24 protein-coding genes are annotated in these 23,852 nt (G+C 38.6%); 23 read left to right on the forward strand and 1 reads right to left on the reverse strand.

Translation table 11 applies throughout. The features are described from left to right. The first annotated feature begins 53 nt into the window (after positions 1–53). From SPI61_RS00675 to SPI61_RS00710, 8 genes are all read left to right on the forward strand, one after another. Positions 54–1,232 (forward strand): homoserine dehydrogenase, encoded by a 1,179-nt coding sequence (locus tag SPI61_RS00675; RefSeq protein WP_321136208.1) that lies wholly within the window; start codon positions 54–56, stop codon positions 1,230–1,232. 9 nt (positions 1,233–1,241) lie between these two features. After that, positions 1,242–1,778, forward strand: coding sequence for an ECF transporter S component (locus SPI61_RS00680; RefSeq protein ID WP_321136210.1), 537 nt, complete (start codon positions 1,242–1,244; stop codon positions 1,776–1,778). Between the two features lie 3 nt (positions 1,779–1,781). Further along, positions 1,782–2,336 carry a hypothetical protein gene (locus tag SPI61_RS00685; RefSeq protein WP_321136211.1) on the forward strand — a complete coding sequence of 185 codons (555 nt, stop codon included), beginning with the start codon at positions 1,782–1,784 and terminating at the stop codon, positions 2,334–2,336. Then, positions 2,291–3,646: an MATE family efflux transporter gene (locus tag SPI61_RS00690; RefSeq protein ID WP_321136213.1), complete on the forward strand. Its 1,356-nt coding sequence runs from the start codon at positions 2,291–2,293 to the stop codon at positions 3,644–3,646. Before SPI61_RS00685 ends, SPI61_RS00690 begins: the two co-directional genes overlap by 46 nt. An 8-nt stretch (positions 3,647–3,654) precedes the next feature. After that, positions 3,655–3,894 (forward strand): pro-sigmaK processing inhibitor BofA family protein, encoded by a 240-nt coding sequence (locus SPI61_RS00695; RefSeq protein ID WP_321136214.1) that lies wholly within the window; start codon positions 3,655–3,657, stop codon positions 3,892–3,894. Then, positions 3,884–4,588, forward strand: a complete 705-nt coding sequence (locus tag SPI61_RS00700) for a polyphenol oxidase family protein (protein ID WP_321136215.1) — start codon at positions 3,884–3,886, stop codon at positions 4,586–4,588. Before SPI61_RS00695 ends, SPI61_RS00700 begins: the two co-directional genes overlap by 11 nt. Before the next feature lie 69 nt (positions 4,589–4,657). Beyond that, complete coding sequence (gene murA, locus SPI61_RS00705) at positions 4,658–5,911, forward strand: UDP-N-acetylglucosamine 1-carboxyvinyltransferase (RefSeq protein ID WP_321136216.1); 1,254 nt, start codon at positions 4,658–4,660, stop codon at positions 5,909–5,911. A 21-nt stretch (positions 5,912–5,932) separates the two neighbouring features. Further along, a complete protein-coding gene (locus tag SPI61_RS00710; protein WP_321136217.1) occupies positions 5,933–6,958 on the forward strand; it encodes a rod shape-determining protein MreB in 1,026 nt (341 codons plus the stop codon). Between the two features lie 108 nt (positions 6,959–7,066). Here SPI61_RS00710 and SPI61_RS00715 read toward each other — a convergent pair whose 3' ends face one another. Then, a complete protein-coding gene (locus SPI61_RS00715; protein WP_321136218.1) occupies positions 7,067–7,639 on the reverse strand; it encodes a xanthine phosphoribosyltransferase in 573 nt (190 codons plus the stop codon). 166 nt (positions 7,640–7,805) lie between these two features. On the opposite strand from SPI61_RS00715, the gene SPI61_RS00720 reads away from it, so the two are divergent. The 15 genes from SPI61_RS00720 (at position 7,806) to SPI61_RS00790 (ending at position 23,851) form a co-directional block, all read left to right on the forward strand. Continuing rightward, complete coding sequence (locus tag SPI61_RS00720; protein WP_321136219.1) at positions 7,806–9,836, forward strand: glucosaminidase domain-containing protein; 2,031 nt, start codon at positions 7,806–7,808, stop codon at positions 9,834–9,836. Further along, on the forward strand, positions 9,836–10,843 hold the full coding sequence (locus SPI61_RS00725; protein WP_321136221.1) for an L-threonylcarbamoyladenylate synthase: 1,008 nt from the start codon (positions 9,836–9,838) through the stop codon (positions 10,841–10,843). The genes SPI61_RS00720 and SPI61_RS00725 overlap by 1 nt, the downstream gene beginning before the upstream one ends. After that, positions 10,824–11,264, forward strand: a complete 441-nt coding sequence (rpiB, locus tag SPI61_RS00730; RefSeq protein ID WP_321136223.1) for a ribose 5-phosphate isomerase B — start codon at positions 10,824–10,826, stop codon at positions 11,262–11,264. The genes SPI61_RS00725 and rpiB overlap by 20 nt, the downstream gene beginning before the upstream one ends. Positions 11,265–11,266: 2 nt before the next feature. After that, positions 11,267–11,896, forward strand: a complete 630-nt coding sequence (gene upp / locus SPI61_RS00735; protein WP_321136303.1) for a uracil phosphoribosyltransferase — start codon at positions 11,267–11,269, stop codon at positions 11,894–11,896. Further along, positions 11,896–12,942 carry an MraY family glycosyltransferase gene (locus SPI61_RS00740; protein WP_321136225.1) on the forward strand — a complete coding sequence of 349 codons (1,047 nt, stop codon included), beginning with the start codon at positions 11,896–11,898 and terminating at the stop codon, positions 12,940–12,942. The genes upp and SPI61_RS00740 overlap by 1 nt, the downstream gene beginning before the upstream one ends. 1 nt (position 12,943) lies before the next feature. Then, complete coding sequence (gene wecB, locus SPI61_RS00745; protein ID WP_321136226.1) at positions 12,944–14,056, forward strand: non-hydrolyzing UDP-N-acetylglucosamine 2-epimerase; 1,113 nt, start codon at positions 12,944–12,946, stop codon at positions 14,054–14,056. Beyond that, complete coding sequence (locus tag SPI61_RS00750) at positions 14,056–15,351, forward strand: hemolysin family protein (RefSeq protein ID WP_321136227.1); 1,296 nt, start codon at positions 14,056–14,058, stop codon at positions 15,349–15,351. Before wecB ends, SPI61_RS00750 begins: the two co-directional genes overlap by 1 nt. Positions 15,352–15,426: 75 nt before the next feature. Continuing rightward, entirely contained in the window at positions 15,427–16,335 is a 909-nt protein-coding gene (locus SPI61_RS00755; RefSeq protein ID WP_321136228.1) for a copper amine oxidase N-terminal domain-containing protein, read from the forward strand. A 112-nt stretch (positions 16,336–16,447) separates the two neighbouring features. After that, a complete protein-coding gene (gene ftsH / locus SPI61_RS00760) occupies positions 16,448–18,334 on the forward strand; it encodes an ATP-dependent zinc metalloprotease FtsH (RefSeq protein WP_321136229.1) in 1,887 nt (628 codons plus the stop codon). A 253-nt stretch (positions 18,335–18,587) separates the two neighbouring features. Then, positions 18,588–19,004, forward strand: coding sequence for a DUF4418 family protein (locus SPI61_RS00765; protein ID WP_321136231.1), 417 nt, complete (start codon positions 18,588–18,590; stop codon positions 19,002–19,004). After that, positions 18,982–19,668: an ABC transporter ATP-binding protein gene (locus SPI61_RS00770; protein WP_321136232.1), complete on the forward strand. Its 687-nt coding sequence runs from the start codon at positions 18,982–18,984 to the stop codon at positions 19,666–19,668. Before SPI61_RS00765 ends, SPI61_RS00770 begins: the two co-directional genes overlap by 23 nt. Then, positions 19,655–20,854 carry an ABC transporter permease gene (locus tag SPI61_RS00775; protein ID WP_321136234.1) on the forward strand — a complete coding sequence of 400 codons (1,200 nt, stop codon included), beginning with the start codon at positions 19,655–19,657 and terminating at the stop codon, positions 20,852–20,854. The genes SPI61_RS00770 and SPI61_RS00775 overlap by 14 nt, the downstream gene beginning before the upstream one ends. A gap of 120 nt (positions 20,855–20,974) precedes the next feature. After that, on the forward strand, positions 20,975–22,003 hold the full coding sequence (locus SPI61_RS00780; RefSeq protein WP_321136236.1) for an ABC transporter permease: 1,029 nt from the start codon (positions 20,975–20,977) through the stop codon (positions 22,001–22,003). Continuing rightward, positions 21,988–22,785 carry an ABC transporter ATP-binding protein gene (locus tag SPI61_RS00785; protein WP_321136238.1) on the forward strand — a complete coding sequence of 266 codons (798 nt, stop codon included), beginning with the start codon at positions 21,988–21,990 and terminating at the stop codon, positions 22,783–22,785. Before SPI61_RS00780 ends, SPI61_RS00785 begins: the two co-directional genes overlap by 16 nt. Beyond that, positions 22,769–23,851: an ABC transporter substrate-binding protein gene (locus tag SPI61_RS00790; protein WP_321136239.1), complete on the forward strand. Its 1,083-nt coding sequence runs from the start codon at positions 22,769–22,771 to the stop codon at positions 23,849–23,851. The genes SPI61_RS00785 and SPI61_RS00790 overlap by 17 nt, the downstream gene beginning before the upstream one ends. The last annotated feature ends 1 nt before the right edge of the window (position 23,852 follow it).

Below are 23,852 nucleotides of genomic sequence, written 5' to 3' on the forward strand. Positions count from 1 at the left end.
TTTCTGTTTACAGAATTTTAATTTAATGGTAGAATTGTATTGAGGTGGTATTGATGCAAATCGGCCTTATGGGGTTTGGAACTATCGGCAGCGGAGTATACGAGCTGATAAATTCAAAAATGAGCGACATAAAAGTAAAAAAAATATTGGTTCGCGGTCTTAAAGGACGAGACAGTCTTCTCTTCACAACCGACAGGGAGGAGATTTTGAATGACAACGAAATCGACACGATTGTAATTGCAATTGGTGACAACGATGTTGCATACGAAATCGCAACCGAGGCTTTGAAAAGAGGGAAGAATGTTGTTTCCGCAAACAAGGAAATCGTCGCAAATCATTTAGCTGAGTTTATTGAGCTCGCAAATGAAAACAATGTCAAGTTCAGATTTGAATCGACGGTCGGCGCGGGTCTTCCGTGGATCAAAACTCTTTCCGAGTATGGAAAGATAAATAATATCAGCAAGGTTTACGGCAATTTCAACGGAACCAGCAATTTTATTTTGGACATGATGAAAAGGGACGGCATTGATTTCAAAGAAGCTCTTTTAAAAAGTAGAATTTTGAGATATCAGGAGCCAGATTATTTTGATGACATTACAGGAGTGGATTCGAGAAATAAGCTCATTATTTCAATGATGCTCGCATTTAATAAATATGTAGTTCCAGAAGATATTCCGACATACGGAATCCAAAACATTAGAAATCTCGATTTCGGTTTTTTTGAAAGACATAAACTGACCCCGAAACTCATGAGCTATGCAATGATTGACAACGACAAGATTGCAGCAATTGTTGCGCCGACTTTGTATGAACAGTCCACTTTGAGAGCGAATGTACGAGGCAACAACAATATGCTCGGCATGGTCGGGGATATTATTGGAGAAGTGCAGATTATAGGTGAAGGAGCGGGAAAATATTCCGCATCGAACGGGGTTTTACTTGATTTGATAGAAATTATTAATGGCGATGATATAAAGCTGACCCTGCCTGAAAAAGCTAAAATTGACGAAACTAGAATCACACACAGATTTTATTTTTCGTTTGACCAAGGCTCCTATAAAATCGAAAGAATTTTGCTTCCGTATGTGCACTCGATTTTTGAAACGCAAGACAGTTTTGTTATTACAACAAGAAATATAAGTCTTGACACCTGTATCGATTTACTCGAAAAAATAGAGGATACAGATGAAAGATTCTTCTTTGCCGTTTACGGCGACGGAGAATTAAGCTAGGAGGTTTTTATGAAACAAAAAATTACTACACGAGAAATGGTATTAACTGCTGTATTTATTGCTTTGGGCGTAATAATACCATGGGCATTTCACAGTGTTCCGAATGCATGGACATTCTTACCTATGCATCTTCCGGCACTTGTGGCAGGACTTTTACTCGGACCGGTAAGCGGTCTTTTAACCGGAGCATTTTCCGTAGTTTTAAGCGGACTTATAACAGGAATGCCACCGGTTGCAAAATGGCTCGTAATGATTCCTGAACTCGCAAGCTATGGACTTTTTGCAGGACTTTTCCAACGTATGTTTAAAAAAGACTATGTTGGAACACTCATCTCTTTGGTGCTCGCAATGCTTGCAGGAAGAGTTGTTTATGCACTTATGAAATTTATCGAAGTTCAAGTTGTTGCAGGGGTTGAACCTTTCACATTCAAAGCATTTATCGCGGGAGCATTCGCAATGGTTATCGCAGGCATCATAATGCTTGTCGTAATAGTTCCGCCGATTGTTATTATGCTCAGAAAATTGCTTGAAAACAACAACAGATAAGATATGTTTATTACATTAGACGGATTTTCCGGAAGCGGGAAATCGACACTGGCGAAAAAACTTGAGTGCAATATTTCCGGAGTAAGGTTAATAGAAGCGGATGATTTTTTCTACCGACGTGGAGAAAAGAGAGATAAAAGAGCCGGCAATTTTAATGTAAGACGATTTATAAAAGAAGTCATTCCTCAAATAAAAAGTGGGAGTGGCTTCTTTATTAGAGCGTATGATTGCAGGAGCGGCAAGTTTTATAAAAAATGGATTCCGGAAGGGGACATAACGATATTGGAGGGAAGTTACACCTCGACTCCGAATCTTGACAAGTACAGAGATTTGGGATTTTTTGTGAATGCGGACAAAAGAAAACGTGAACTTCGTGTGAAGTCGAGAGAAGGAGACAACTACTTAAATTTTTTAAACAGATGGTTTAAAGATGAATATAATTATGAGATAAAATTTAGAACATATAAAAACAGTATAATAGTGGATAATTATAATGAATTGAGGGATAATATATGTGGAGAAAAATTATTAAGGACAAAGAATTTACAAGTTCGCTGACAAAAATCGCTGTACCGGTTATGCTTCAAAGTTTAATTACGAGCAGCCTCAATACACTCGATACTTTCATGATAACGAAGCTCGGCACAAACTCGATTGCCGGAGTCGGACTTGCAAATCAGGTTTTCTTTTTTTACAGCTTTATACTATTTGGAATAAATACGGGGGCGTCAATCATGCTTGCTCAATTTTTTGGTGCAAATGAGATGGACAGAGTTAAGAAAACTCTCGGTTACGCCCTCAAATTTTCGATTGCGGTATCTATTGTTTTCAACATACTTGCCTATTTTGTTCCTGAATATTTGATTTCGCTTTTTACGGATGATTTGGGAGTAATTGCCGAAGGCGCAAAATATATGAAAGTGGTTTCCCTTTCATACATCGTAACGGGCATGAGTTTTGCAATCGGGATTGCAATGCGAAGCACCGGAAATGCACGAAGCCCGTTCATCGCAAGTTTTATTTCGTTTTTTGTTAATGCATTTTTTAACTACTGTTTCATTTTCGGGAAATTCGGCTTTCCGGCTCTCGGAGTAAAGGGTGCCGCAGTCGGAACGATTTTTGCAAGATTTACCGAATGCTTTGTACTTATTTATGTAATCAGAAAATACAAAGGTCCTCTTTATGCGAATGTCAAGGATTTATTTTCAATCGACAAGGACTTCAGAAAGTATTTTGTGCGCGTTGTTGCACCTGTAACTGTCGAAGAAACGCTTTGGAGTCTTGCGCAAGTGGTTTACGGAGCAATATATGCAAAAATCGGCGTTGAAGCGACTGCGGCAATTCAAGTTGCACAGGCAATTTCAAATATGCTTTATGTCATTGCGAGAGGAGTTTCCTCGGCATCTGCTGTTATTCTCGGCATAAAAATTGGTGAAAACAAGCTCGACAGAGCACACGATATGGCGCTTAAAAGTTTGACTGTCGGATTTACGGCGGGTGTGATTTTAGGCTCGGTTTTAATTTTTATTCCGCACATTTTGCTGAAGGTCTTCCCGGACTTAACTCCGGGCGTGCGTGAATCGGCAAGACTAGCATTAATGGCGTTCGGCGCGACATATCCTTTCAGAATGTATAACTCCGTTTCTATTGTCGGAGTATTTCGTGGAGGTGGAGACGTAAAGTATTCGATGTTATTGGAACTGTTCTGCTCGTGGTGCGTGGGAATTCCTTTTGCAGCAATTGGAGTTGTATTTTTCGGGGTGCCGCTTTGGGGCGCACTTCTTCTTTCGTCGACTGATGAAGTTGTAAAACTTGCAATCGGAACACCGAGAATACTCAAGAAAAAATGGATTAAGAGATTGGCTTAGGTGATAGAATGTATTTTATTATCGGCGGAGTGATTTTATTTTTAATTTTAAAAATATTGTCAGTTCCATTTAAAATTATATTTAAACTTATTATTAATGCAATTGCGGGAGCGGTTTTACTTTTGATTGTAAATTTTCTTCTTTCAAATTTCGACTTATTTGTTCCTCTCACAAACTTGAACTGTATTTTAGTCGGGATTTTCGGTGTGCCGGCGGCGATAATTTTGGTAATTTATTATGCGAAGTAATTTTTTAGAGCCGGTAAAAATAAAGGATAAAATCTTTTATAGAAAAGATTTTTCGGACAATTCGAGTCTGATTATGACCGGGATTGATTTTAATTTCAGAAAGTACAATTTAAAAAACACAAATAAATTTTTAAGATTTTACGGTTTGACCGAAAAAAATATTGCCAAGACCTTTCAAAAACACACGAGAAATGTGGTTTTAAATCCACATCCGGGTGAATATTATAATGTGGACGGCTTCGTAACGTCGTCCAATCCGATTATGATTGTGACGGCGGATTGCATTCCGATTTTAATTAAAGGTAAAAAGCGGACCGCTCTTGTTCATGCGGGATGGCGAGGCGTTCAAAAGAGAATTTATTTTGAAGCGATAAACAAAATGGATGAAGACAAAAAAGATTTGGACATTTATCTTCTTCCTTCGATTTCAAAGCCGTCTTTTCAAGTGGGCGAAGATTTTATGGACGAGTTCAAGGAAAGATACGGTTTTCGAACATTTGCGACAAAGGACAAAGTGCCTGGCAAATATTTATATGATTTAAAAAACTTTGTAAAATTTGAACTTATAAATTTCGGCATAAAACCGGAGAATATTTTTATTGAGGACATCGACACCTATTGCGACAGGCGTTTTCACAGCTATAGACGCGAGGGAAAAGATTACGGTCTAAACGCCATTATCTACATCGTATAAATTTTTTATCTTGATTAAAATTTTTATATATGGTAAAATTAATTGATTATATACAAAGGATGATAACTTTTGGAAAGATTTATTGTAAGAGGCACAGGTGAATTAAAGGGAAGTGTTCGAGTAAGCGGTTCGAAAAATGCGGCGCTTCCTATTTTGTGTGCAACAATTCTCTGCGGAGAGGAAATTGTACTTGAGGATGTGCCTGAATTAAAAGACGTTGAAATACTATGCGAAGTTTTACGAGGACTCGGAGTAAAAGTTGAGCATAGAGATAAAAATTTATATGTTATAAATGCGGAAAGTATTACGAATACGGTTACCGGCGAAGAGCTTATGAGCAAGATGCGCGCAAGTTTTTGCGTTATGGGTCCGCTTCTTTCAAGAATGGGTCACACGGGAAATGCTTTGCCGGGCGGTTGTGCAATCGGCACAAGACCGATTGATTTACACATAAAGGGATTCAAGGCTTTGGGAGCTGAAGTCAGCATTTCAAAAGGTATGGTAAATGCAAGCGCCGAAAAACTTATCGGCGACGATATTTATCTCGACTTCCCGAGTGTCGGCGCAACGCAAAATATTATGATGGCGGCAGTTTTGGCTGAGGGAGAAACCACAATCGAAAATGCGGCTATGGAACCTGAAGTTGTTGATTTGTCGAACTTTTTAAATAAAATGGGCGCGGAAGTAAGAGGCGCCGGAACTTCGACTATAAAAATCAGAGGAGTAAAAAAACTTCACGGCTGCAGACACCAAATTATTCCGGACAGAATTGAAGCGGGCACATTTATGATTTTGGCGGCGGCAACGGGCGGAGATATAATCATCGAAAATGTTATCACAAGTCACATGAGACCGGTTATTGCGAAGCTCAAGGAATGTGGAGTGAATATTTCGGAAAACGGAGACACGATAAATGTCAGCCACCACGGAAGAGTAAAGGGTTTTGACATAAAAACACTTCCATACCCGGGCATGCCGACGGACATGCAGGCGCAATTTATGGCACTTGCAACGATTGCGGAAGGCACGAGCGTGGTCATCGAAACGGTTTTTGAAAACAGATTCATGCACGCCGACGAGTTTAAGAGAATGGGCGCAAATATTAATATCGACGGAAGAACGGCGATTGTGCAAGGTGTTGAAAAACTTAGAGCGGCAAAGGTGAAGGCGACCGACTTGAGATGCGGTGCAGCTCTTATAATTGCGGCATTAACTGTTAAAGGTGAAACGGAAATAGGCGACGTCTATCATATAGACAGAGGCTATGAGGATGTAATAGAGAAGTTTAGAGCTTTGGGTGCAGATATAAAGAGAGTAATGTAATATACAAAGAAGGAGATAATTATGGGTTTTATGCTTAGAAACGACGTTGGAATTGACCTTGGAACGGCGAGTGTGCTTGTTTATGTAAAAGGCAAGGGCATTGTTCTTCAAGAACCGTCGGTCGTTGCAATTGATCAATTTACAAATAAATTTCTCGCCGTTGGAGAAGAAGCGAGAAAAATGCTTGGAAGGACACCTGGAAATATTGTTGCTGTAAGACCTTTAAAGGAAGGTGTCATTTCAGATTACAATATTACTCAAAGGATGCTTAAATATTTTATCGAGAAATCTCTCGGCAGAATGCTTTTGAAGCCGCGCTTGATTGTTTGCGTTCCTTCGGGATGTACGGAAGTTGAAAAGAGAGCGGTTATTGAAGCTGCAAATGAAGCAGGCGCTGTTAAAACTTATTTGATTGAAGAGCCAATTGCTGCTGCAATCGGTGCAGGTCTTGATATAACAGAGCCGACCGGAAATATGGTTGTCGATATCGGAGGAGGAACAACAGACGTTGCAGTAATTTCCCTCGGAGGAATTGTTGTTTCAAAGTCAATCAAAGTTGCCGGAGACAATTTCGATGAATCAATCACAAAATATGTAAGAAAGAAACACAATATGATGATTGGAGAAAGAACGGCTGAAGAACTTAAGGTAAATATCGGCTGTGCATATCCGCTCGAAGAGGAACAATTCTTGGAAGTAAAGGGAAGAAATCTTGTTTCCGGACTTCCGATGAATGTTGTTGTAAGCTCGAACGATATGCTCGAAGCTTTGAAGGAACCTGTTCAGGAAATTCTCGAAGCTGTTCACTATGTGCTTGAAAAAACTCCGCCTGAACTTGCAGCGGATATTTCAAATCAAGGAATTATTTTGACCGGCGGTGGAGCGCTTCTAAAAGGGCTTCCTGAAATCATTCAGGAAAGAACCGGAATCAATGTTCGAGTTGCCGAAAACACAATCGAATGTGTGGCAATTGGAACGGGAAAGAGCCTCGACTGGGTTGAAATTCTTGAAAAAAACAATGAATCAGGTGGAAAATATAGAAGATAGCGAGATTTATCTCGTTATTTTTTTACATAAAAATATCTATGGAGAGTTTTATTTCACCATAGATATTATAAAGCAAATAAAAAAAATCATGGACATCTCCATGATTTCTTAATCGGCGAATTGAACGGTGCCGTTTTCCATTGATTTAATTTTTGCGAGCGATACAAGATTGTAGCCTTCTTTTCTGATTTCATCGCCGCCGCCTTGATAAGTTTTTTCGATTACGATGCCGATACCTTCTACGGAACCTCCGGCTTTTTTTACCATACTGAGAAGCGCTCTTAAAGCATTTCCCTTTGCGAGGAAATCGTCAACGATAAGAATTTTGTCGTCTTCGTTCAAATATTTTTTTGCAACGACAAGTTTGTTGTTTTTCTTTTGCGTGAAGCTATGGACGTCTTCAATATAAACTTCGTCCGGCAAATTTATATGCACGTTTTTCTTTGCAAACACAACCGGCACGTGAAGATATTGAGCAGTTATTGTAGCAATTGCAATTCCGGAACTTTCAATTGTGAGAATTTTGTTTATGCCGAGCCCCTTGAATTTGTCTCTGAAATAAAGTCCTACTTCGTTTAAAAATTCTATATCCAATCTGTGATTTAAAAAGCTGTCGACTCTTAAAACTCCGCCATCTTCAACTCTTCCCTCAGTTAATATTTTTTGTTTTAATAATTCCATTTTTCTCACCACCTAAATTAATACATATATTATATCACGTTTTATTAATATTTCAAGCATTTCATTATGTTACAATATTATATCATGCGATGAAAATCTTGAAAAAAGCACGCCGTTAATATATAATGTAGTTAAGTACAATATAAATAAAAGACGGAGGGACAATATGAAAAGAATATCAAAATTTTTACTTATATTTGGAATTATTTTTTTGTCCATTTCAAAAATATATGCTCGTCCAAAGACGAAGATTATTGTGAATGGAAATGATATAACGGATGTTGCACAGTCTGTGAATAAAGATGACAGAATCCTTGTGCCTATAAGATTTATTTCGGAAGCGCTGAATAAGGAAGTAAATTATATAGATTATTCAAAGGAAGTTGTTATAAGCGACACATCGGGAAAGATGACTCTTCAAATCGGAAGTCGTTTGATAGAACTTCCGAACGGAGAATATATATTGTCCGACGTTCCGGCTCAACTTATTAATGACAGAACATATGTGCCGGTGAGAGTTATTGCGGAAAGTTTTAACATGGCTGTAAGCTACGATTTTCCGACAAACACGGTTACAATTGAGGAGGGAACTCCAAATCCCGACGACTCATACCAAATTCAAGGTTTTGACGACGTCGCAAGGACAATTCAAAACTATACTATAATTCCGGGCAAAAATATAGCGCCGCGAATTGTAAAATCAAATTTGTTCATAGTTGACCCGATTACGAAAAAAGGTATTATAAATGCAAAGTCTACAAATTTGAATATTTCATACACTCCGGTAAAGGCGAAGGATTTTAGTATAATTTTGATCGCAAGTTATGACAAAAATGGAAATATTGTCACCGGTCGCGGAAAGAAAGTGAATACGAAACTCGTTCCTGAAGTATCGCTTGAAGGAGTGACGGAAGGCGCAGTAGTTTACGAAAAAGCGGAACTTACACCGAAATTCAATTTTGTTCCGGTGTCTTTGAGCTATACAGTTCTTGACAACAACAGCGGAAAGGCAAAAAAATACGAAAACAAAGACCCGTTTGCACCTTGGCAATTTGAAGTGCCGGGTGGAGAATCGAGAAATGTTCAAGTTACAATAAATGCGGTTGACATCGACGGAAACAATTATATTTCAAATCCCGTCAATTTCGAAATTCAAACTTCAAGAAGATTTGCCCTTACGGGAGTTAAACCGAATGAGGTTATAAATAAGACGGTTACGTTAAATGTAAATAGAAATTTTGACGTCACCTCGACCAGATATTATCTCGGAAATGTTGCAGGAGAAACACTACTGAAGGAAAAACCTTATGGTGAGTATATTTTTAATCCATCCGAAGATTTAAACGGAAGCTATTATTTGAGAGCGGAGGTCACCCTTCCAAACGGTGAAATTTTATCGACCGATAAGGTTAATGTCACGATTAAGGGCGGAAGAAGACTTCTTCTTCAAGGGGTTGGACCTAATGCAGTTATCACGGGCGAAACGGAACTTTCATACGACTCGAATCTCGAAGCAAAGAGTGTAAATTATGTCTTCAGCGGACCGTCATCCTTCACAGTAAAAGGTATTGTCGGCGGAAAGACAAAATTTTCTCCGGCAAACAGAAAGAGCGGAACATACAAGATTTACGCTGAAATCGAAACAAATAAAGGAAAACTTAAGAGCGATGTTGTGAGTGTAAAAATTCACAATGAAAAGATTTTCGGACCGGCTCCGATAGTGCAGAAGAATAAATTTATCGAAGAATTTTCACCGCTTGCAATCGAAGCGATGAATAAAACCGGAATGGCGGCATCGATTCAAATGGCACAAGCCATTCTTGAAACGGGATGGGGACAATATGTTCCTGTAGATAAATACACGGGAAGGATTTCCAGAAACCTTTTCGGTATAAAAGGCAAGGGCTCTGCAGGTTCCATAATCTCAAACACTTGGGAAGAATACAACGGAGTTTTATATAGAATCGACGACTATTTCAGAGCGTATAACAGCGTGAACGAAAGTTGGAATGACCACAAAAAACTGCTTCTCACAAAAGAAAGATATCAAATTTTCAGAGATGTTATGTTTGACTATGTGAGAGGAGCATATGCGATAAGAAGAGCCGGATACGCAACCGATTCGGGTTATCCGGGCAAACTTATAAAAATTATAAACGACAATAATTTAAGAAAGTTGGATGAAGTGAGTTTCTAATGAGTGAAATAATAGAACCAAATGAAGAAGGAATAAAAAGAGCGGCGGAGATTATAAAATCCGGAAATATTGTTGCATTTCCGACCGAAACGGTTTACGGTCTCGGCGCAAACGGATTTGATTCCGACGCTGTAAAGAAAATTTTCGAAGCGAAGGGAAGACCGGGGGACAATCCTCTCATTCTTCACATCGCACACAAAGAAGATTTTGACAAAATTGCAGCAAGTTATCCGTCGTATGTAAAAGTTATGATGGAAAAATTTTGGCCGGGTCCGTTAAGCATGATTGTGCCGGCGGATGCATCTGTGCCGAAAGCGGTTACAGCGGGACTCGACACTGTTGCTATAAGGATGCCGAGCTTAAAGCTTGCGCGCGATTTTATAGATGCGTGCGGAGTTCCGATTGCGGCACCGAGCGCAAATATTTCGGGCAGACCGTCGCCGACGACATTTGACGATGTTTACTACGATTTGAGTCAAAAAAACGTGCCGATTATAAAGGGAGACGATACGGAAATCGGACTTGAAAGCACGGTTGTGCTTTGTACGAGTTATCCGCCTGTGATTCTTCGCCCGGGAAAAATTACGAGGGAAGAAATCGCAAGGGAAGTCGGAGATTGTCTGATTGATATGAAGACAAAGGAAAAGCCACTCAGTCCGGGACAAAAGTACGGCCACTATATGGCAAGTAAACCGACGGTTCTTATGGATATTGATCCGAAAGACACGGACGAATATTTGGACAAACTAAATATAAACGGTATTTATATTCTTTCGGAGCAAAACAGAAAACGTGACAACAGCATTGTTATAGGCGACTATGAAAAACCTGAGGAAGCAAGTCACAGATATTTTCACGCTCTAAGAGATGCGGATAAAATGGACGGCGACATAATTATTGTTCAAGCTTTTAAGAAAGATAGAATTGGGCTCGCGCTTTATGAAAGGATGATGAAGAGCTCAAAACACAGAATTTTGGAGGATAAAGATGAAGATTGGATTTGGTAGTGACCACGGCGGATACGATTTAAAATTGAAAGTTATGGAAGCTTTGTCGAAGGAAGAAGGATACGAACTTTTCGACTACGGCTCATTCGAAGGCGAAAGAGTCGACTATCCGGACTATGCAAAAAAGACTGCTGATGCAGTTGTAAACAAGGAAGTCGATTTGGGGATTCTTTTCTGCGGAACGGGAATTGGGATTTCGATTGCTGCAAACAAAGTCAAGGGAATAAGATGTGCTCTTCTTTCGGATTGTTTTTCAGCTCAAATGGCAAAAGAGCACAACAATGCAAATATGATTGCTCTTGGCGGCAGAGTTTTGGGCGAAGAACTTGCGATAAAGATTGTAAAATCATTTTTAAATGCAGAATTTCAAGGCGAAAGACACCAAAAAAGATTAGATAAAATTAGTAAAATGGAGGAATAATGATGGGAAAAACTATTATTTGTGATCATCCTTTAATTCAACACAAATTGGGGATTTTAAGACAAAAAGACACAGGCGCAAAAGAGTTCAGAGAACTTGTAACTGAAATTGCAATGCTTATGGGATATGAGCTCACAAAAGATTTTCCGCTCGAAGAAGTGGAAATTGAAACTCCGATGGGAAAGACACATGTAAAGTCAATCTCGGGTAAAAAAGTTGCAATTGTACCGATTTTAAGAGCAGGTCTCGGCATGGTCGACGGTTTTTTAAATCTTATTCCTGCCGCAAAGGTCGGACACATAGGACTCTACAGAGACCCGAAGACATTCAAACCGGTAAGTTACTACTGCAAGATGCCGGAAGATATTACAAATCGTCAAGTCATTGTTATTGACCCGATGATTGCAACCGGCGGAAGCGCAATCGACGCAGTTTCTGAACTCAAAAAAATGGGCGTTACAAATATTAAAGTCGCAAATATTATAGGCGCTCCGGAAGGAATTGAAGAATTCCACAAGGTTCATCCGGATGTTGATGTATATGTATGCTCGGTTGACGAAAAACTCAATGACAACAAGTATATTATACCTGGACTCGGAGATGCGGGAGATAGACTTTTCGGTACTAAATAATGAACGTTTTTTATATTTTTATGGTGGCATTTTGCATAAGTTTTGCACTTACACCTATTAATATTTATATATCAAAAAAATACGGTTTTATAGATATTCCGAAAGACAATAGAAGGATGCACAAAGATGCCGTTGCGACGATTGGAGGGCTCGGCATCTTCATCGCGTTTTTAATAACAATTCTTCTATTTGTCGACCTTTCGCCGAAGCTTATTGCAATTTTGGCGGGAAGCGGAATTCTTGTCATTACAGGAATGGTCGACGACAAGATTGACATAAAACCGAAAGTTAAACTTATTCTTCAAATAATTGCAGCGGTCATAGTGGTTTCGGCGGGAGTTAAAATAACCCATATAACAAATCCTTTCCGTCCGCAGGAAACTATAAGTCTCGGCGTTGTCGGACCTGTTCTTTCGGTCATCTGGATTGTGGGTGTTTCAAATGCTCTAAATTTTATTGACGGAATGGATGGACTTTGCGCCGGACTTTCCACAATAAGTGCACTTACTTTTTATTTTTCGAGTGAAAAAGTTGGCTTTGTTCCGACGCTTTCTCTTGCAATTGCAGGAAGTACACTTGGATTTTTACCGTACAATTTCAACCCGGCTAAAATTTTTATGGGCGACACGGGGGCTCTTTCGATTGGATTTATACTTGCATGTCTTTCGGTTGAGGGCGTTATGAAATCGGTCACGACAATGACTTTGATTGTGCCGGTTTTAATACTTGCGCTACCTGTTTTTGACACGCTCTTTGCAATTTTCAGACGTGCAATCAACGGCAAAAAAATCATGATGGCGGACAAGGGACACCTTCACCACAGGCTTGTACAAAGCGGATACACTGTAAAACAAGCTGTTTTAATTATGTATGGCTTGTCCATCACCTGCTCGCTCATGGGACTTTTAATTTCAAAAGTTCCACCTGCTTTCGGTATGGTTTTGAGTGCGCTCACAATAATTATGATCATAGTTTTGGCTACAATATTCGGTCTTTTCAGAAAAGACGGCAAAAAAAACGAAGATGAAATCACTGAGGGGGATTAATTTGATAAAGGTTGTATTAATTATCGGGACAAGACCCGAAATTATAAAATGCTATCCGATAATAAAAGCGATGCGTGAAGACGGTAAATTCGACTTGAGTGTGGTTTTTACGGGGCAACATAGAGAACTTCTCGATATGATGATAGAGGATTTGGACATTGAAAATTTCACAAATCTTAGAATTTTCGAATCGGGACAAAGTCTTTCACACATCACATCGCACGCACTCAATGCTCTTGAAAGCCTTGAGGACAAGGATTTTGACTACTGTCTTGTTCAAGGGGACACGACGACTGTTTTTGCTGGCGCTTTGTGGGCTTTTTACAACGGTATAAAGGTCGGTCATATAGAAGCGGGTCTACGCTCAAACAATATTTTGAGTCCGTTCCCTGAAGAAGCGAACAGAAAGATGGTAAGCTCTTTGGCATCCTTAAATTTCGCACCGACATCTCTTTCGATGGAAAATCTTATAAATGAAGGAGTTAAAAAAGAGTGTGTTTTTGTTACGGGAAATACTGTAATTGATACTTTGAGACTTTCGAAAAAAGACAATTACACCTTCACATATGATGCTTTGAACCATTTGAGGGACGAAGATATAATTCTCTTGACTTGTCACAGAAGGGAAAATCAAAATCATTTGGACGATATTTTCGGCGCTGTGAAAGATGCTATAAAGGAAAAGAATGTGAAACTCATTTTCCCGATGCACTTTACACCGAAGATTAGAGAATATGCGAAAAAATATTTCGGAGATATGAAAAATGTGGAACTGATAGAGCCGCTTTCATATCATGATATGGTTCACCTTTTGAGTAAAGTTTCGTTTGTCGTCACGGACAGCGGCGGACTTCAAGAGGAAGCGCCGGGCTTTGGAAAGCCTGTGCTCGTAATAAGAGAGGAAACCGAAAGACCTGAGGGAATAGACGCCGGCACATGTAAATTGGTCGGAACGGATTATGACAATATAAGAAAAAACATCGAAGAATTAATAGAAAAGGGCGATATGTACAAAAGTATGAGCCACGCTAAAAATCCGTATGGAGACGGTTTTGCGGCGGAAAGAATTTTGAAAATTTTAATCGAAGACTATAAGAAGGAGAACAATGCTTAATGGACACTGACTCGTGTATAAGGTTTGTGGTATTTTTTTTAATAAATATAATATTATCATTTTTTACAAGATTTTTAAGAACTACTGTAATGTGTGCCGAATTTAATCTCGACAGAGAAGAAGAAATGGATTTCTCGGACAAAAAAGAGGATATGATTTTGAGTTTGGACTTGTTTTATAATCTTATAAAACTTGCATTTATATTTGAACTGCTGCTTCTTGCTCAAAATATGTATATAAATCTTGAACTTGAAAAGGGACTTTCGTTTATTGTTGTCACATTGGTTGTTTTAATTTCTCTTTTAATCTACAACATTTTGACGGTTGACTTTCCTGACAGATTCGGAAGTGTAAATCCGGACAAGAATATCAAGTCTTTAAAATTCGTTATATATCTTTTTGTTCTTATTATAACTCCGATTTATAAAGCGGAGAAATGGCTCAAAAATACGATTATAGGAATTTTTAATCTTCCGGATTTAAAACCGGTCGTGACGATTGATCAAATCACATCGATGGTTGAACTCGGAGAGGAACAAGGCATTCTAAACTCCGCTGAAAAAGAAATGATTGACGGAGTTATGGGATTTAACTCGAGAGTTGCGGAGGAAATTATGACTCCGAGAACAGAAGTTTTCATGGTGGATATAAACAAAAAGCCGGAAGAATATATGGATGAACTCGCGGAATACAGATACTCGAGAATTCCTGTGTATGATGATGACATCGACAATATTGTAGGTGTAATTTATCTCAAGGATATTTTTAAAGTTGTCTATAAAGAGGGGATTAAAAATCTCGATATAAAAAAACTAATAAAGCCGGCATATTTTGTGCCGGAAAGAAAAAATATTCATATGCTCTTTCAAGAGATGCAAAGAGAGCAAAGACATCTTTCGCTTCTCATGGACGAATATGGCGGATTCAGCGGAATAGTCACAATGGAAGACTTGACAGAGGAAATTATGGGCGACATCGACGACGAGTTTGACAATGATGAGCCTGATGTATATGCGCTTACAACAAACGAAGCGGTCGTTCAGGGAAGCACGTCGATAAAGGATATCAATGATATGCTCGGCACAAATTTTCCTGAGGATATGGACTATGACACAATCTCCGGATTTATAATAAATAAATTGGGATATATTCCGAACACAAATAGAATTTCTGAAATCGAATTCGAAAACGCAAGCATAAGAGTGCTCGAAGTTGAGGACAGAAGAATAAAAAAAGTGAAAATTACACTTACAGACATTGATACAAAATTAGATATAAAAAAATCAAAGGAATAGCAATTTGAGTTATTATTTTATATGGTTGGGTATAATATAAATAACTAAAGTCTTAAATTGTAAAAGGAGGATAACATGAGAGTAAGATTGAGAAAAGAGGTTTATTTGGTCCTCGCTGTATTACTTATAATCGTTTTATTTGTAATATTCAGACCAAAGTCATCGGCAAGAATCGCCGAAACGAATATTGATGGAGTGGATATTTCCACCGACGAAGAAAAATATATTCAATTTGGTCAAAATGACAAGATTGCACTTGGAAATCCACCGAGAATGTTTCTTGTTGCAAATGGAAATATTATAAAAAGTTCCAACATTGAAATTGTGGAAGGCTCCTCGATGCTTCCGGTCGATGTTTTAAGTGACATTGTCGGAGGAGAGGTTAAAGTAAATCCGCAAAACGGTGACGAGTTCACTATAAAAACAAAAGAGACAAAAATCACATTCAGACTCAATGACCAATCGGCTGAGCTAAATGATAAACCTGAATTTTTAGACGTCCTTCCTGTAAGAGAAGGAAAGATTGTTTATGTTCCACTTAAACAATTCTTTGAATATTTCAACTTCAATGTAAAATACGTTCTCGGAGATGAATCGAGTGAAGTTGCTCCTTTAATTCCGAATTTCCAACAAATTTTCGTTTGGAAATATCCTGAAAAATCCGAGCCTCTTACAAAAGATGAAGCGATAAAGATTTTGACGAAAGAACTTAAAAAAGCATATAAAACCAATTTCGGCAAAAAATGGACAGAGCCGAAGGAAGGCGAAACCCAAGGAAACGCTCCTGAGGACGAAATGAGATGGAAAATCAAAGAAGGCTTCTCCGTCAAGGACGAAAATGACAGATATTATGTAATCCCTGTTGTTTGGGACTTCCTTGTGGATAAATACACAGGAAAAGTATATATGTTCTATCAAGGTCAAGTTTATCAATACAGAGGATTTGATACAAAGCAAAAAGGAACACTTGCATTTGCAGGTTAATATATAACGGGGGAAACCCCGTTTTTATTTGCGCATAATTTATAATGTAGCGTTAAGTGGTTAGATATGAAAAACTGAGGGTATAAATAAGTTATATTATCAGGAAAGGAAGATGAAAATGAAGAAACCGAAGAAATCTTATTCCATATTTATATATTACGGTATTGTTGTCGGAATACTACTTCTCGTTAATTTAGTTCTATATCCTTATTTACTTAAACAGAGTGTAACGGAAGTCGGGTATTCGGACATGCTCGAAAAGATAGAAGCCGGAGTTGTAAAGAAAGTTGAAAAACAATCAAATCAATGGTTATTTGTAGCGGAAGAAGACGGTAAGGAAGTCATTTATAAAACAGGCCCGTGGGATGACCCGGGACTCACAAAACTTCTTCATGAAAAGAATATTGATTTCGGCTCAAAGATTCAAGAAGAGCCGGGGCTATTTGTAAGCGTATTGAGTTGGTTTTTACCTATAATCATAATAATCGTCGGAGGAAGAATACTTTCACGTTCACTTGCAAAGAGCATGGGTGGCGTCGGTCCGATGAGTTTCGGAAAGAGTAACGCCAAAGTTTATGTTGAGGCGAACACGGGAAAATCTTTTAAAGACGTTGCGGGACAAGAGGAAGCGAAAGAGGCGCTGAGCGAAATCGTAAGTTTCCTTCATAACCCGGCAAAATACGCAAGAATCGGTGCGAAACTTCCGAAGGGTGCGCTTCTTGTGGGTCCTCCGGGAACGGGTAAAACTCTTCTTGCACAAGCAGTTGCGGGAGAAGCACATGTTCCGTTTTTCTCAATTTCCGGCTCGGAATTTGTTGAAATGTTTGTCGGAATGGGCGCAAGCCGTGTGAGAGATCTTTTCAAACAGGCGAACGAAAAAGCACCATGTATTGTTTTTATCGACGAAATTGATACAATCGGAAAGAGAAGAGATTCGCAATTAGGCGGAAATGATGAAAGAGAACAAACTCTCAATCAGCTCTTGGCTGAAATGGACGGTTTTGACGGAAAAAAAGGCGTTGTCATTTTGGCGGCAACAAACAGACCTGAAATTTTGGACCCTGCACTTTTAAGACCGGGACGTTTCGATAGAAGAATTCCGGTTGAGCTTCCTGACTTAAAGGGAAGAATTGACATTCTAAAAGTTCATATAAGAAATGTAAGACACGAGGACAATATAAACTTCGAGCAAATCGGTCTTGCAACTGCAGGCGCAAGCGGTGCGGATCTTGCAAATATGATAAATGAAGCGGCGCTTAGAGCCGTTAGAGAAGGTAGAACTGAAGTAACCCAAAGGGATATCGTTGAAAGCGTTGAAGTCGTTATAGCCGGATATGAAAGAAAATCAATGGTCATTTCGCCGGCTGAAAAGCGAATAATTGCATACCACGAAGTTGGGCACGCTCTTGTCGCCGCAAGTCAAACACACTCGGCGCCTGTTGCAAAAATTACAATTATTCCGAGAACAAGCGGTGCGCTCGGCTACACTCTTCAAATCGACAAAGAGGAAAAATTCCTCATGAGTAAAGAAGAGCTATACAATCAAATGGTCACTCTTTCGGGAGGTCGTGCAGCTGAAGAGGTTATCTTTAACACGCAAACGACGGGAGCGTCAAACGATATTGAAAAAATCACAAATATTGCAAATGCAATAGTTATGAGATATGGTATGACCGACAGATTCGGAATGGCAACTCTTGTTCAAGATAGTAACATATATCTTGGAGGCGGTTCGCAAGTGATTGTGAGTGAAGGTACCCATAAAGAAGCGGATGAAGTTGTTCTTGATTTAATAAAATCTGCACATGAAAAGGCAGTTGATATTTTAAAGAGAAATGAAGAAGCACTACACGATATTGCAAATCATTTAATCGAAAAAGAAACAATTACCGGAGACGAGTTTATGGAAATATTCAATAGGCACGTTTCGCCGGAAGATAAAATCGAAGCTCCGGAGAGCGAAGTTGAGATTGTAAAAAATATAGAAGAAGATAAATAAAAACAATCTAAAAAATTAAAATATCCCTTAAATCCATATTTGGACTTAAGGGGTATTTTTTTGTGAAAAATTTAAACTTATTGTAACCTAAATATAATGAAAACCTATTTATTTTTATTCGGTATTTGAATTTTCTATAACTAATAATTTCGGGTTGACTATTACCTAAAAGTGGTGTAAAATACGTAAGTTAAAAGGAAATTTGATTAAGAAAAAGTTAAGGCTTTTTCAAATATATTCTATGGAGGCTTTTATGAAAAGAGACAAGATTATCGGCATTATATTTATTGCCCTTGGAATTCTCGTAGCACTAACACCGTGCACAATTGCACCGACATGCGGTCCTATGGAAAACGGCATGTTTATGAAATGTCACTGGATGGGACGTGCTGTCACAGGCGCAGGTGTAATGATGGCGATTTTGGGCGGCGCATATTTTTATGTATGCTCATCAAATGTTAAATTTGCATTTGGCTTTTCATCATTCATTGTTGGAATTTACACAATTCTTATTCCGGCTTATTTGATAGGCGGATGCATGAACAAGGAAATGATGTGCCAAGCAAAAACTATGCCGACTGTTTACATTTTGGCAGGCATATACACACTGGTAGCTATTGCTGCTATGATTTTAAATAGGAGAAAAAATGCTTCTAATAGATGTGAATAATGTTTATAAAATCTTTGAAAGAGGCGGAAGAGATTTTACAGCGTTAAACGACGTGAGTTTTTCCGTAAATTCAGGGGATTTTATTAACATTATAGGAAAAAGCGGGAGCGGAAAATCAACGCTTCTCACTATTTTGTCAGCAATACAGGAACCTACAAAAGGCGAAGTCAAGGTTTTAGAAAGAAAGATTTCTGAAATGACTGACGACGAAAAGAGCAATTATAGAAATGAGTTCGTCGGATATGTCCCGCAATCTTTGGGAACGCTTTCGACTCTAAATGTTATAGACAATGTACGTCTTCCTCACTTCTTTATAAAGAGAGACGGAGACGGAATGAAAAGGGCTGAAGAACTTCTCGATATGTGCGGAATTTTACATTTAAAGGATGAATTCCCGAGAAATCTTTCGGGAGGCGAAGTAAAAAGAGTTTTGATCGCAAGGGCACTTATGAATGAGCCGAAAATTCTTCTTGCAGACGAACCGACAAGCGATTTGGATTCCGCAACTTCATATGAAATTATGGAGATGTTAAAAAAGATAAATGATGGCGGAACGACGATTATAATTGTTACGCACGATGACGACCTTCTGAGATACGGCTCGAGACTTCTCGAGATGAGTGACGGAAAACTGAAAGAGGTGGTTCAAAATGCTGACAAGTAAAAAAATTGCACTTTTAAATATAAATAATAAATCAGGAAGAAGCGCATCGCTTGTCATTTTGACGGCTGTACTTGCGCTGGTTCTCTTTTTGTCCAGCTTTTTGATTTTTTCTTTAAAGAACGGGATGAATTCTCTTTCCGACAGAATGGGAGCGGACATCATAGTCGTCCCGGAAGGATATGACACAAAAGTCGAAGGCGCGATTTTAAGAGGCGAACCGAATACATTTTTTATGGATAAGTCAATTCTTAAAAAGATTGAAGGCATAGACGGTGTAGAAGAAGCGACGCCGCAACTTTTTCTTGCAACACTTTCCGCAGGATGTTGTTCATTTCCGATTCAAATAATCGGGTTTGACGCCGAAACGGATTTCGTTGTAACTCCATGGCTCCAAGAACAAATGAAATTGCCTCTTGAAAAGGGAGAAGTTGTTGTTGGAAACAATGTTGTCGGAGATGTCAACTCGAATGTCAAATTTTTCGAACAGGAATTTAAAATCAAAGGTCGTCTCCAAAAAACGGGAATGGGCTTTGACAACACGGTATTTTTAAATTTCGACGAAGCAAGAAGACTTGCGAAGGAATACGAAAAAATTCTTGAAATTGAAAACAAATATGACGACAATATGATTTCGTCAATAATGCTAAAGATAAAAAAAGGCGTTGAGCCGACAAAAGTGCAAAACGCAATCAGAAGAGAATGTTTAAATGACGGAGTTTTCCCGCTTCTTTCTAAATCGATGATGAATGAAGTAAGCAACTCCGCACTCGATATGATAAATTATGTATATATATTGATTGCACTTGTCTGGATTCTCACATTCATAGTTCTATCGCTCGTTTATTCGATAACTATAAAAGAGAGAAAACGCGAGCTCGCAACAATGAGAATTTTGGGGGCGACAAAGAAAACGCTTTCAAATATAATACTATATGAAGTTTTAATTATAAATTTCATCGGCGCTATTACAGGTGCAACGCTTGGATTTGTAATTTCAATTTTATTCGGAAGATGGTTCTCACAAAGTTTCAAAATGCCTTTCTTGGCACCGAATTTTGCAGTGCTTGTAGTTATATTTTTAGCGGTTCTCATTATTGCAACACTTATGGGTCCGATTTCAACTCTTCGCTCGATAAAGAAGATGAACAAGGACGAACTTGGACTATTACTCAGGCAAAATGATTAGAAGTGAATTTTAATTCACTTTTTAATTTCATAAGAACTTTAATGCTGTTAGGCAAGTAAAGAGTTTACGAAATTAAAAACTACGATTCCCAATCGAAAAAATATATTTATGGAGGTAATGATGGAATATAATTCTGGTGAAAAAACCAAATACGTCGCCAAAAACAAAGACGAGTTGATGGCAATGGAAGAAAAACCGAAGACAAAAGCACAAAGAATTCTGGACAGAGTCATTATGTTTCTTCCAATCCTTATGGCTCTCTTACATTTGGCCGAGTATTATTACATGCCGAATTACGGGGCAAACACAAACACGCATGTCTACGGTGGATTTATTATAGTTTTGGGCTTGGCATGCCTTATCGGAGCGATTATATCTTTGTTTAATAAGAAAACATTTTACTACTACAGACACAAGGCGCCTTTTTACACATTTGTGTTTTTTCTTTTGATGGGCTACGATATGCTCACGCTTAAAAGCGGAAAACTTATGATGCCGTATTTCCCTTGGGTCGATAAAATTATGAATGCTGCAATTCAAGACAGAGCATATTTGATTGACTGCGTTAAGAATTCTCTCATACTTTTATTTACCGGATATTTTATCGGTGTAGCGCTTGGAATTATAACGGGAATTCTTTGTGGATACAGCAAAAGGGTAAGCTATTGGGTTATGCCATTTATCAAACTCTTGGGGCCGATTCCAAGCACAACATGGCTTCCGCTCGTTATGGTTCTTATGAGTTCGCTTTTTAAAGGTGCTGTATTTATCATCGCGCTCGGCGTTTGGTTTTCGGTAACAATTGCAACAATCACAGGTATAACGAATGTAAATAGAGAATATTTTCTTGCGGCAAGAACTCTTGGAGCAAAGGGCAATCAACTTATAACAAAGATTGCTATTCCAAGTGCGCTTCCAAGTATTTTACAAGGGATGACACAAGGTATGAGCAGCGCTTGTACTGCGCTTTTGGTTGCTGAAATGCTCGGAGTTGAATCCGGACTCGGCTGGTATATTACATGGCAAAAATCATGGGCGGAGTTTCCGAAGATGTACGCCGCAATCGTAATAATTTGTATCACATTTATTATTGTAAACTGGATACTCACAAAGATTAAGAAAGGAGTTTTGAAATGGCAGGAGGATTAAAGACTGAGCTAAAATTAAACCACGTTTCAAAATCGTTTGCAAGAGCTGACAGAGATGGAATCACGCATGCACTTCAAGATGTCAATCTTACGATAAACGACGGAGAGTTCGTCTGCATTGTAGGAGCATCGGGATGCGGAAAATCTACAATCTTAAGACTTATTGCAGGCCTTATTCCACCGACAAGCGGAACTCTTACTCTTAACGGTGAATTAATAGATGGCACTTCCGCAAAGAGAGGAATGGTTTTCCAAGCACCGACACTTTTTCCGTGGCTCACGGTTGGAGAAAACGTCGCTTTCGGTCTCAATGTTCAAAATAAAAAAGAAGAACTCCACAGAGTAGATGAACTTCTCGATATGATTGGACTTTCTGAATTTAAGGACAGTTATCCGAATCAACTCTCCGGCGGTATGGCTCAAAGAGTTTCCCTTATAAGGACGATGATCAACGAACCGGCGGTATTTCTTTTGGACGAACCGCTAGGAGCGCTTGATGCATTTACAAGAATGAATATACAAGATGAGCTCATAAGTTTGTGGCTTCAAAAGAGAAACACAATGATTATGGTTACTCACGATGTGGACGAAGCGATTTATATGTCCACAAGAATTATAGTTATGGCCCCAAGGCCCGGCAGAGTTCTAAAAGATATCAAAATAGATCTCGAAGAAGGCTTTAGAAATAGAATTTCGGATGAATTTCTGGAATACAGAAAAATAATTATGGACCTATTGGATATGGGTCACAAGGAGGGTAATTTAAATGAACAAATTAATTAAAGTTATTGCCGTTATTATGGCTTGCCTTTTTATGTTTACAGCATGTAAGACAACAGTAAATAATGACAAAAAAGACGAAACAGCTCCGACTGAAACAACAACAGACAAGACAGAAGAAACATCAACAGATGCTGAATCTGAAGACGAAGCATGGAAGAAAGAACCGGCATATGGCAAGGCTATTAAAATCGGTTACAACGGAGGACTTTGCACAGGCGGTCCTGGACTTGCTTCAGCACTTGGAATGTTCAAAGACGAAGGAATTGAAACTGAAATCGTTAATGTTCAATCAAAAGTTGACGCTATCGGAACAGGAAAAGTTGATCTCACATGTGACCACATCGCAACAATGCTTGTTCCTGCTGTAAACGGAGTAGATATGGAATTTAAAGCTGCTGCACAAACAGGATGTAAATCTCTTTATGTTTTGGACAACGGCGAAATCAATTCTACAGCTGACTTAAAGGGAAAAGCTATCGGACTTCCTGACGGAATCGGTAACTCTGACCACAATATCGCTCTAAGATTCTTAAACCACGACGATATAGCTCCACAAGATGTTAAATTCTTACCTGTAGAAGGAAGTGCTTCAATTTTGGCACTTGAAAACGGAGAAATCCAAGCAGTTGTTCTTTCCGACCAATTTGCAGAAAAATTTGTAAATGACGGTAAAATCAAAATGATTCGTTCACTCACATATGACGAAGACTTCAAACTTGAACCATGCTGCGTATATGCATTCAACAAAACATTTGCAAAAGAAAATCCTATTACAGCAAAGAAAATCACAAAAGTTCTCTTCAGAGTTTCAGATTATATCCAAAACAATATTGAAGAAGCAACACAAACACTCTTTGACAACAACTGGGCAAGCGGAGACTTCGACCAAGCTGTAAGAATGATGAAATCATACAACTGGCAAGTTACAAATGAAATGACAAGCACAGCTCTAAAAAATATTTTGGACGACTATAAAGAATTCGGCGTTATCACATCAGATAAATCATCAGATGAACTCTTGAGTGAAGTATGGCACGAAGAAGATTTTAAACACGAAATTAAATAAG

Source organism: Ezakiella sp. (assembly GCF_034180565.1).
In the GTDB taxonomy this organism is placed as follows: Bacteria; Bacillota; Clostridia; order Tissierellales; family Peptoniphilaceae; genus Ezakiella.

What these genes read in the sequence shown, in the direction of transcription:
- SPI61_RS00775 (WP_321136234.1), top strand. Translation starts at nt 19,655, where the DNA reads ATGCTGACAAGTAAAAAAATTGCACTTTTAAATATAAATAATAAATCA.
- SPI61_RS00780 (WP_321136236.1), top strand. Translation starts at nt 20,975, where the DNA reads ATGGAATATAATTCTGGTGAAAAAACCAAATACGTCGCCAAAAACAAA.
- SPI61_RS00680 (WP_321136210.1), top strand. Translation starts at nt 1,242, where the DNA reads ATGAAACAAAAAATTACTACACGAGAAATGGTATTAACTGCTGTATTT.
- SPI61_RS00790 (WP_321136239.1), top strand. Translation starts at nt 22,769, where the DNA reads ATGAACAAATTAATTAAAGTTATTGCCGTTATTATGGCTTGCCTTTTT.
- SPI61_RS00740 (WP_321136225.1), top strand. Translation starts at nt 11,896, where the DNA reads ATGAACGTTTTTTATATTTTTATGGTGGCATTTTGCATAAGTTTTGCA.
- SPI61_RS00695 (WP_321136214.1), top strand. Translation starts at nt 3,655, where the DNA reads ATGTATTTTATTATCGGCGGAGTGATTTTATTTTTAATTTTAAAAATA.
- SPI61_RS00715 (WP_321136218.1), bottom strand. Translation starts at nt 7,639, where the DNA reads ATGGAATTATTAAAACAAAAAATATTAACTGAGGGAAGAGTTGAAGAT.
- SPI61_RS00720 (WP_321136219.1), top strand. Translation starts at nt 7,806, where the DNA reads ATGAAAAGAATATCAAAATTTTTACTTATATTTGGAATTATTTTTTTG.
- rpiB (WP_321136223.1), top strand. Translation starts at nt 10,824, where the DNA reads ATGAAGATTGGATTTGGTAGTGACCACGGCGGATACGATTTAAAATTG.
- SPI61_RS00700 (WP_321136215.1), top strand. Translation starts at nt 3,884, where the DNA reads ATGCGAAGTAATTTTTTAGAGCCGGTAAAAATAAAGGATAAAATCTTT.
- upp (WP_321136303.1), top strand. Translation starts at nt 11,267, where the DNA reads ATGGGAAAAACTATTATTTGTGATCATCCTTTAATTCAACACAAATTG.
- SPI61_RS00750 (WP_321136227.1), top strand. Translation starts at nt 14,056, where the DNA reads ATGGACACTGACTCGTGTATAAGGTTTGTGGTATTTTTTTTAATAAAT.
- SPI61_RS00725 (WP_321136221.1), top strand. Translation starts at nt 9,836, where the DNA reads ATGAGTGAAATAATAGAACCAAATGAAGAAGGAATAAAAAGAGCGGCG.
- SPI61_RS00770 (WP_321136232.1), top strand. Translation starts at nt 18,982, where the DNA reads ATGCTTCTAATAGATGTGAATAATGTTTATAAAATCTTTGAAAGAGGC.
- ftsH (WP_321136229.1), top strand. Translation starts at nt 16,448, where the DNA reads ATGAAAATGAAGAAACCGAAGAAATCTTATTCCATATTTATATATTAC.
- SPI61_RS00685 (WP_321136211.1), top strand. Translation starts at nt 1,782, where the DNA reads ATGTTTATTACATTAGACGGATTTTCCGGAAGCGGGAAATCGACACTG.
- SPI61_RS00755 (WP_321136228.1), top strand. Translation starts at nt 15,427, where the DNA reads ATGAGAGTAAGATTGAGAAAAGAGGTTTATTTGGTCCTCGCTGTATTA.
- SPI61_RS00765 (WP_321136231.1), top strand. Translation starts at nt 18,588, where the DNA reads ATGAAAAGAGACAAGATTATCGGCATTATATTTATTGCCCTTGGAATT.
- SPI61_RS00785 (WP_321136238.1), top strand. Translation starts at nt 21,988, where the DNA reads ATGGCAGGAGGATTAAAGACTGAGCTAAAATTAAACCACGTTTCAAAA.
- SPI61_RS00690 (WP_321136213.1), top strand. Translation starts at nt 2,291, where the DNA reads ATGTGGAGAAAAATTATTAAGGACAAAGAATTTACAAGTTCGCTGACA.
- SPI61_RS00710 (WP_321136217.1), top strand. Translation starts at nt 5,933, where the DNA reads ATGGGTTTTATGCTTAGAAACGACGTTGGAATTGACCTTGGAACGGCG.
- SPI61_RS00675 (WP_321136208.1), top strand. Translation starts at nt 54, where the DNA reads ATGCAAATCGGCCTTATGGGGTTTGGAACTATCGGCAGCGGAGTATAC.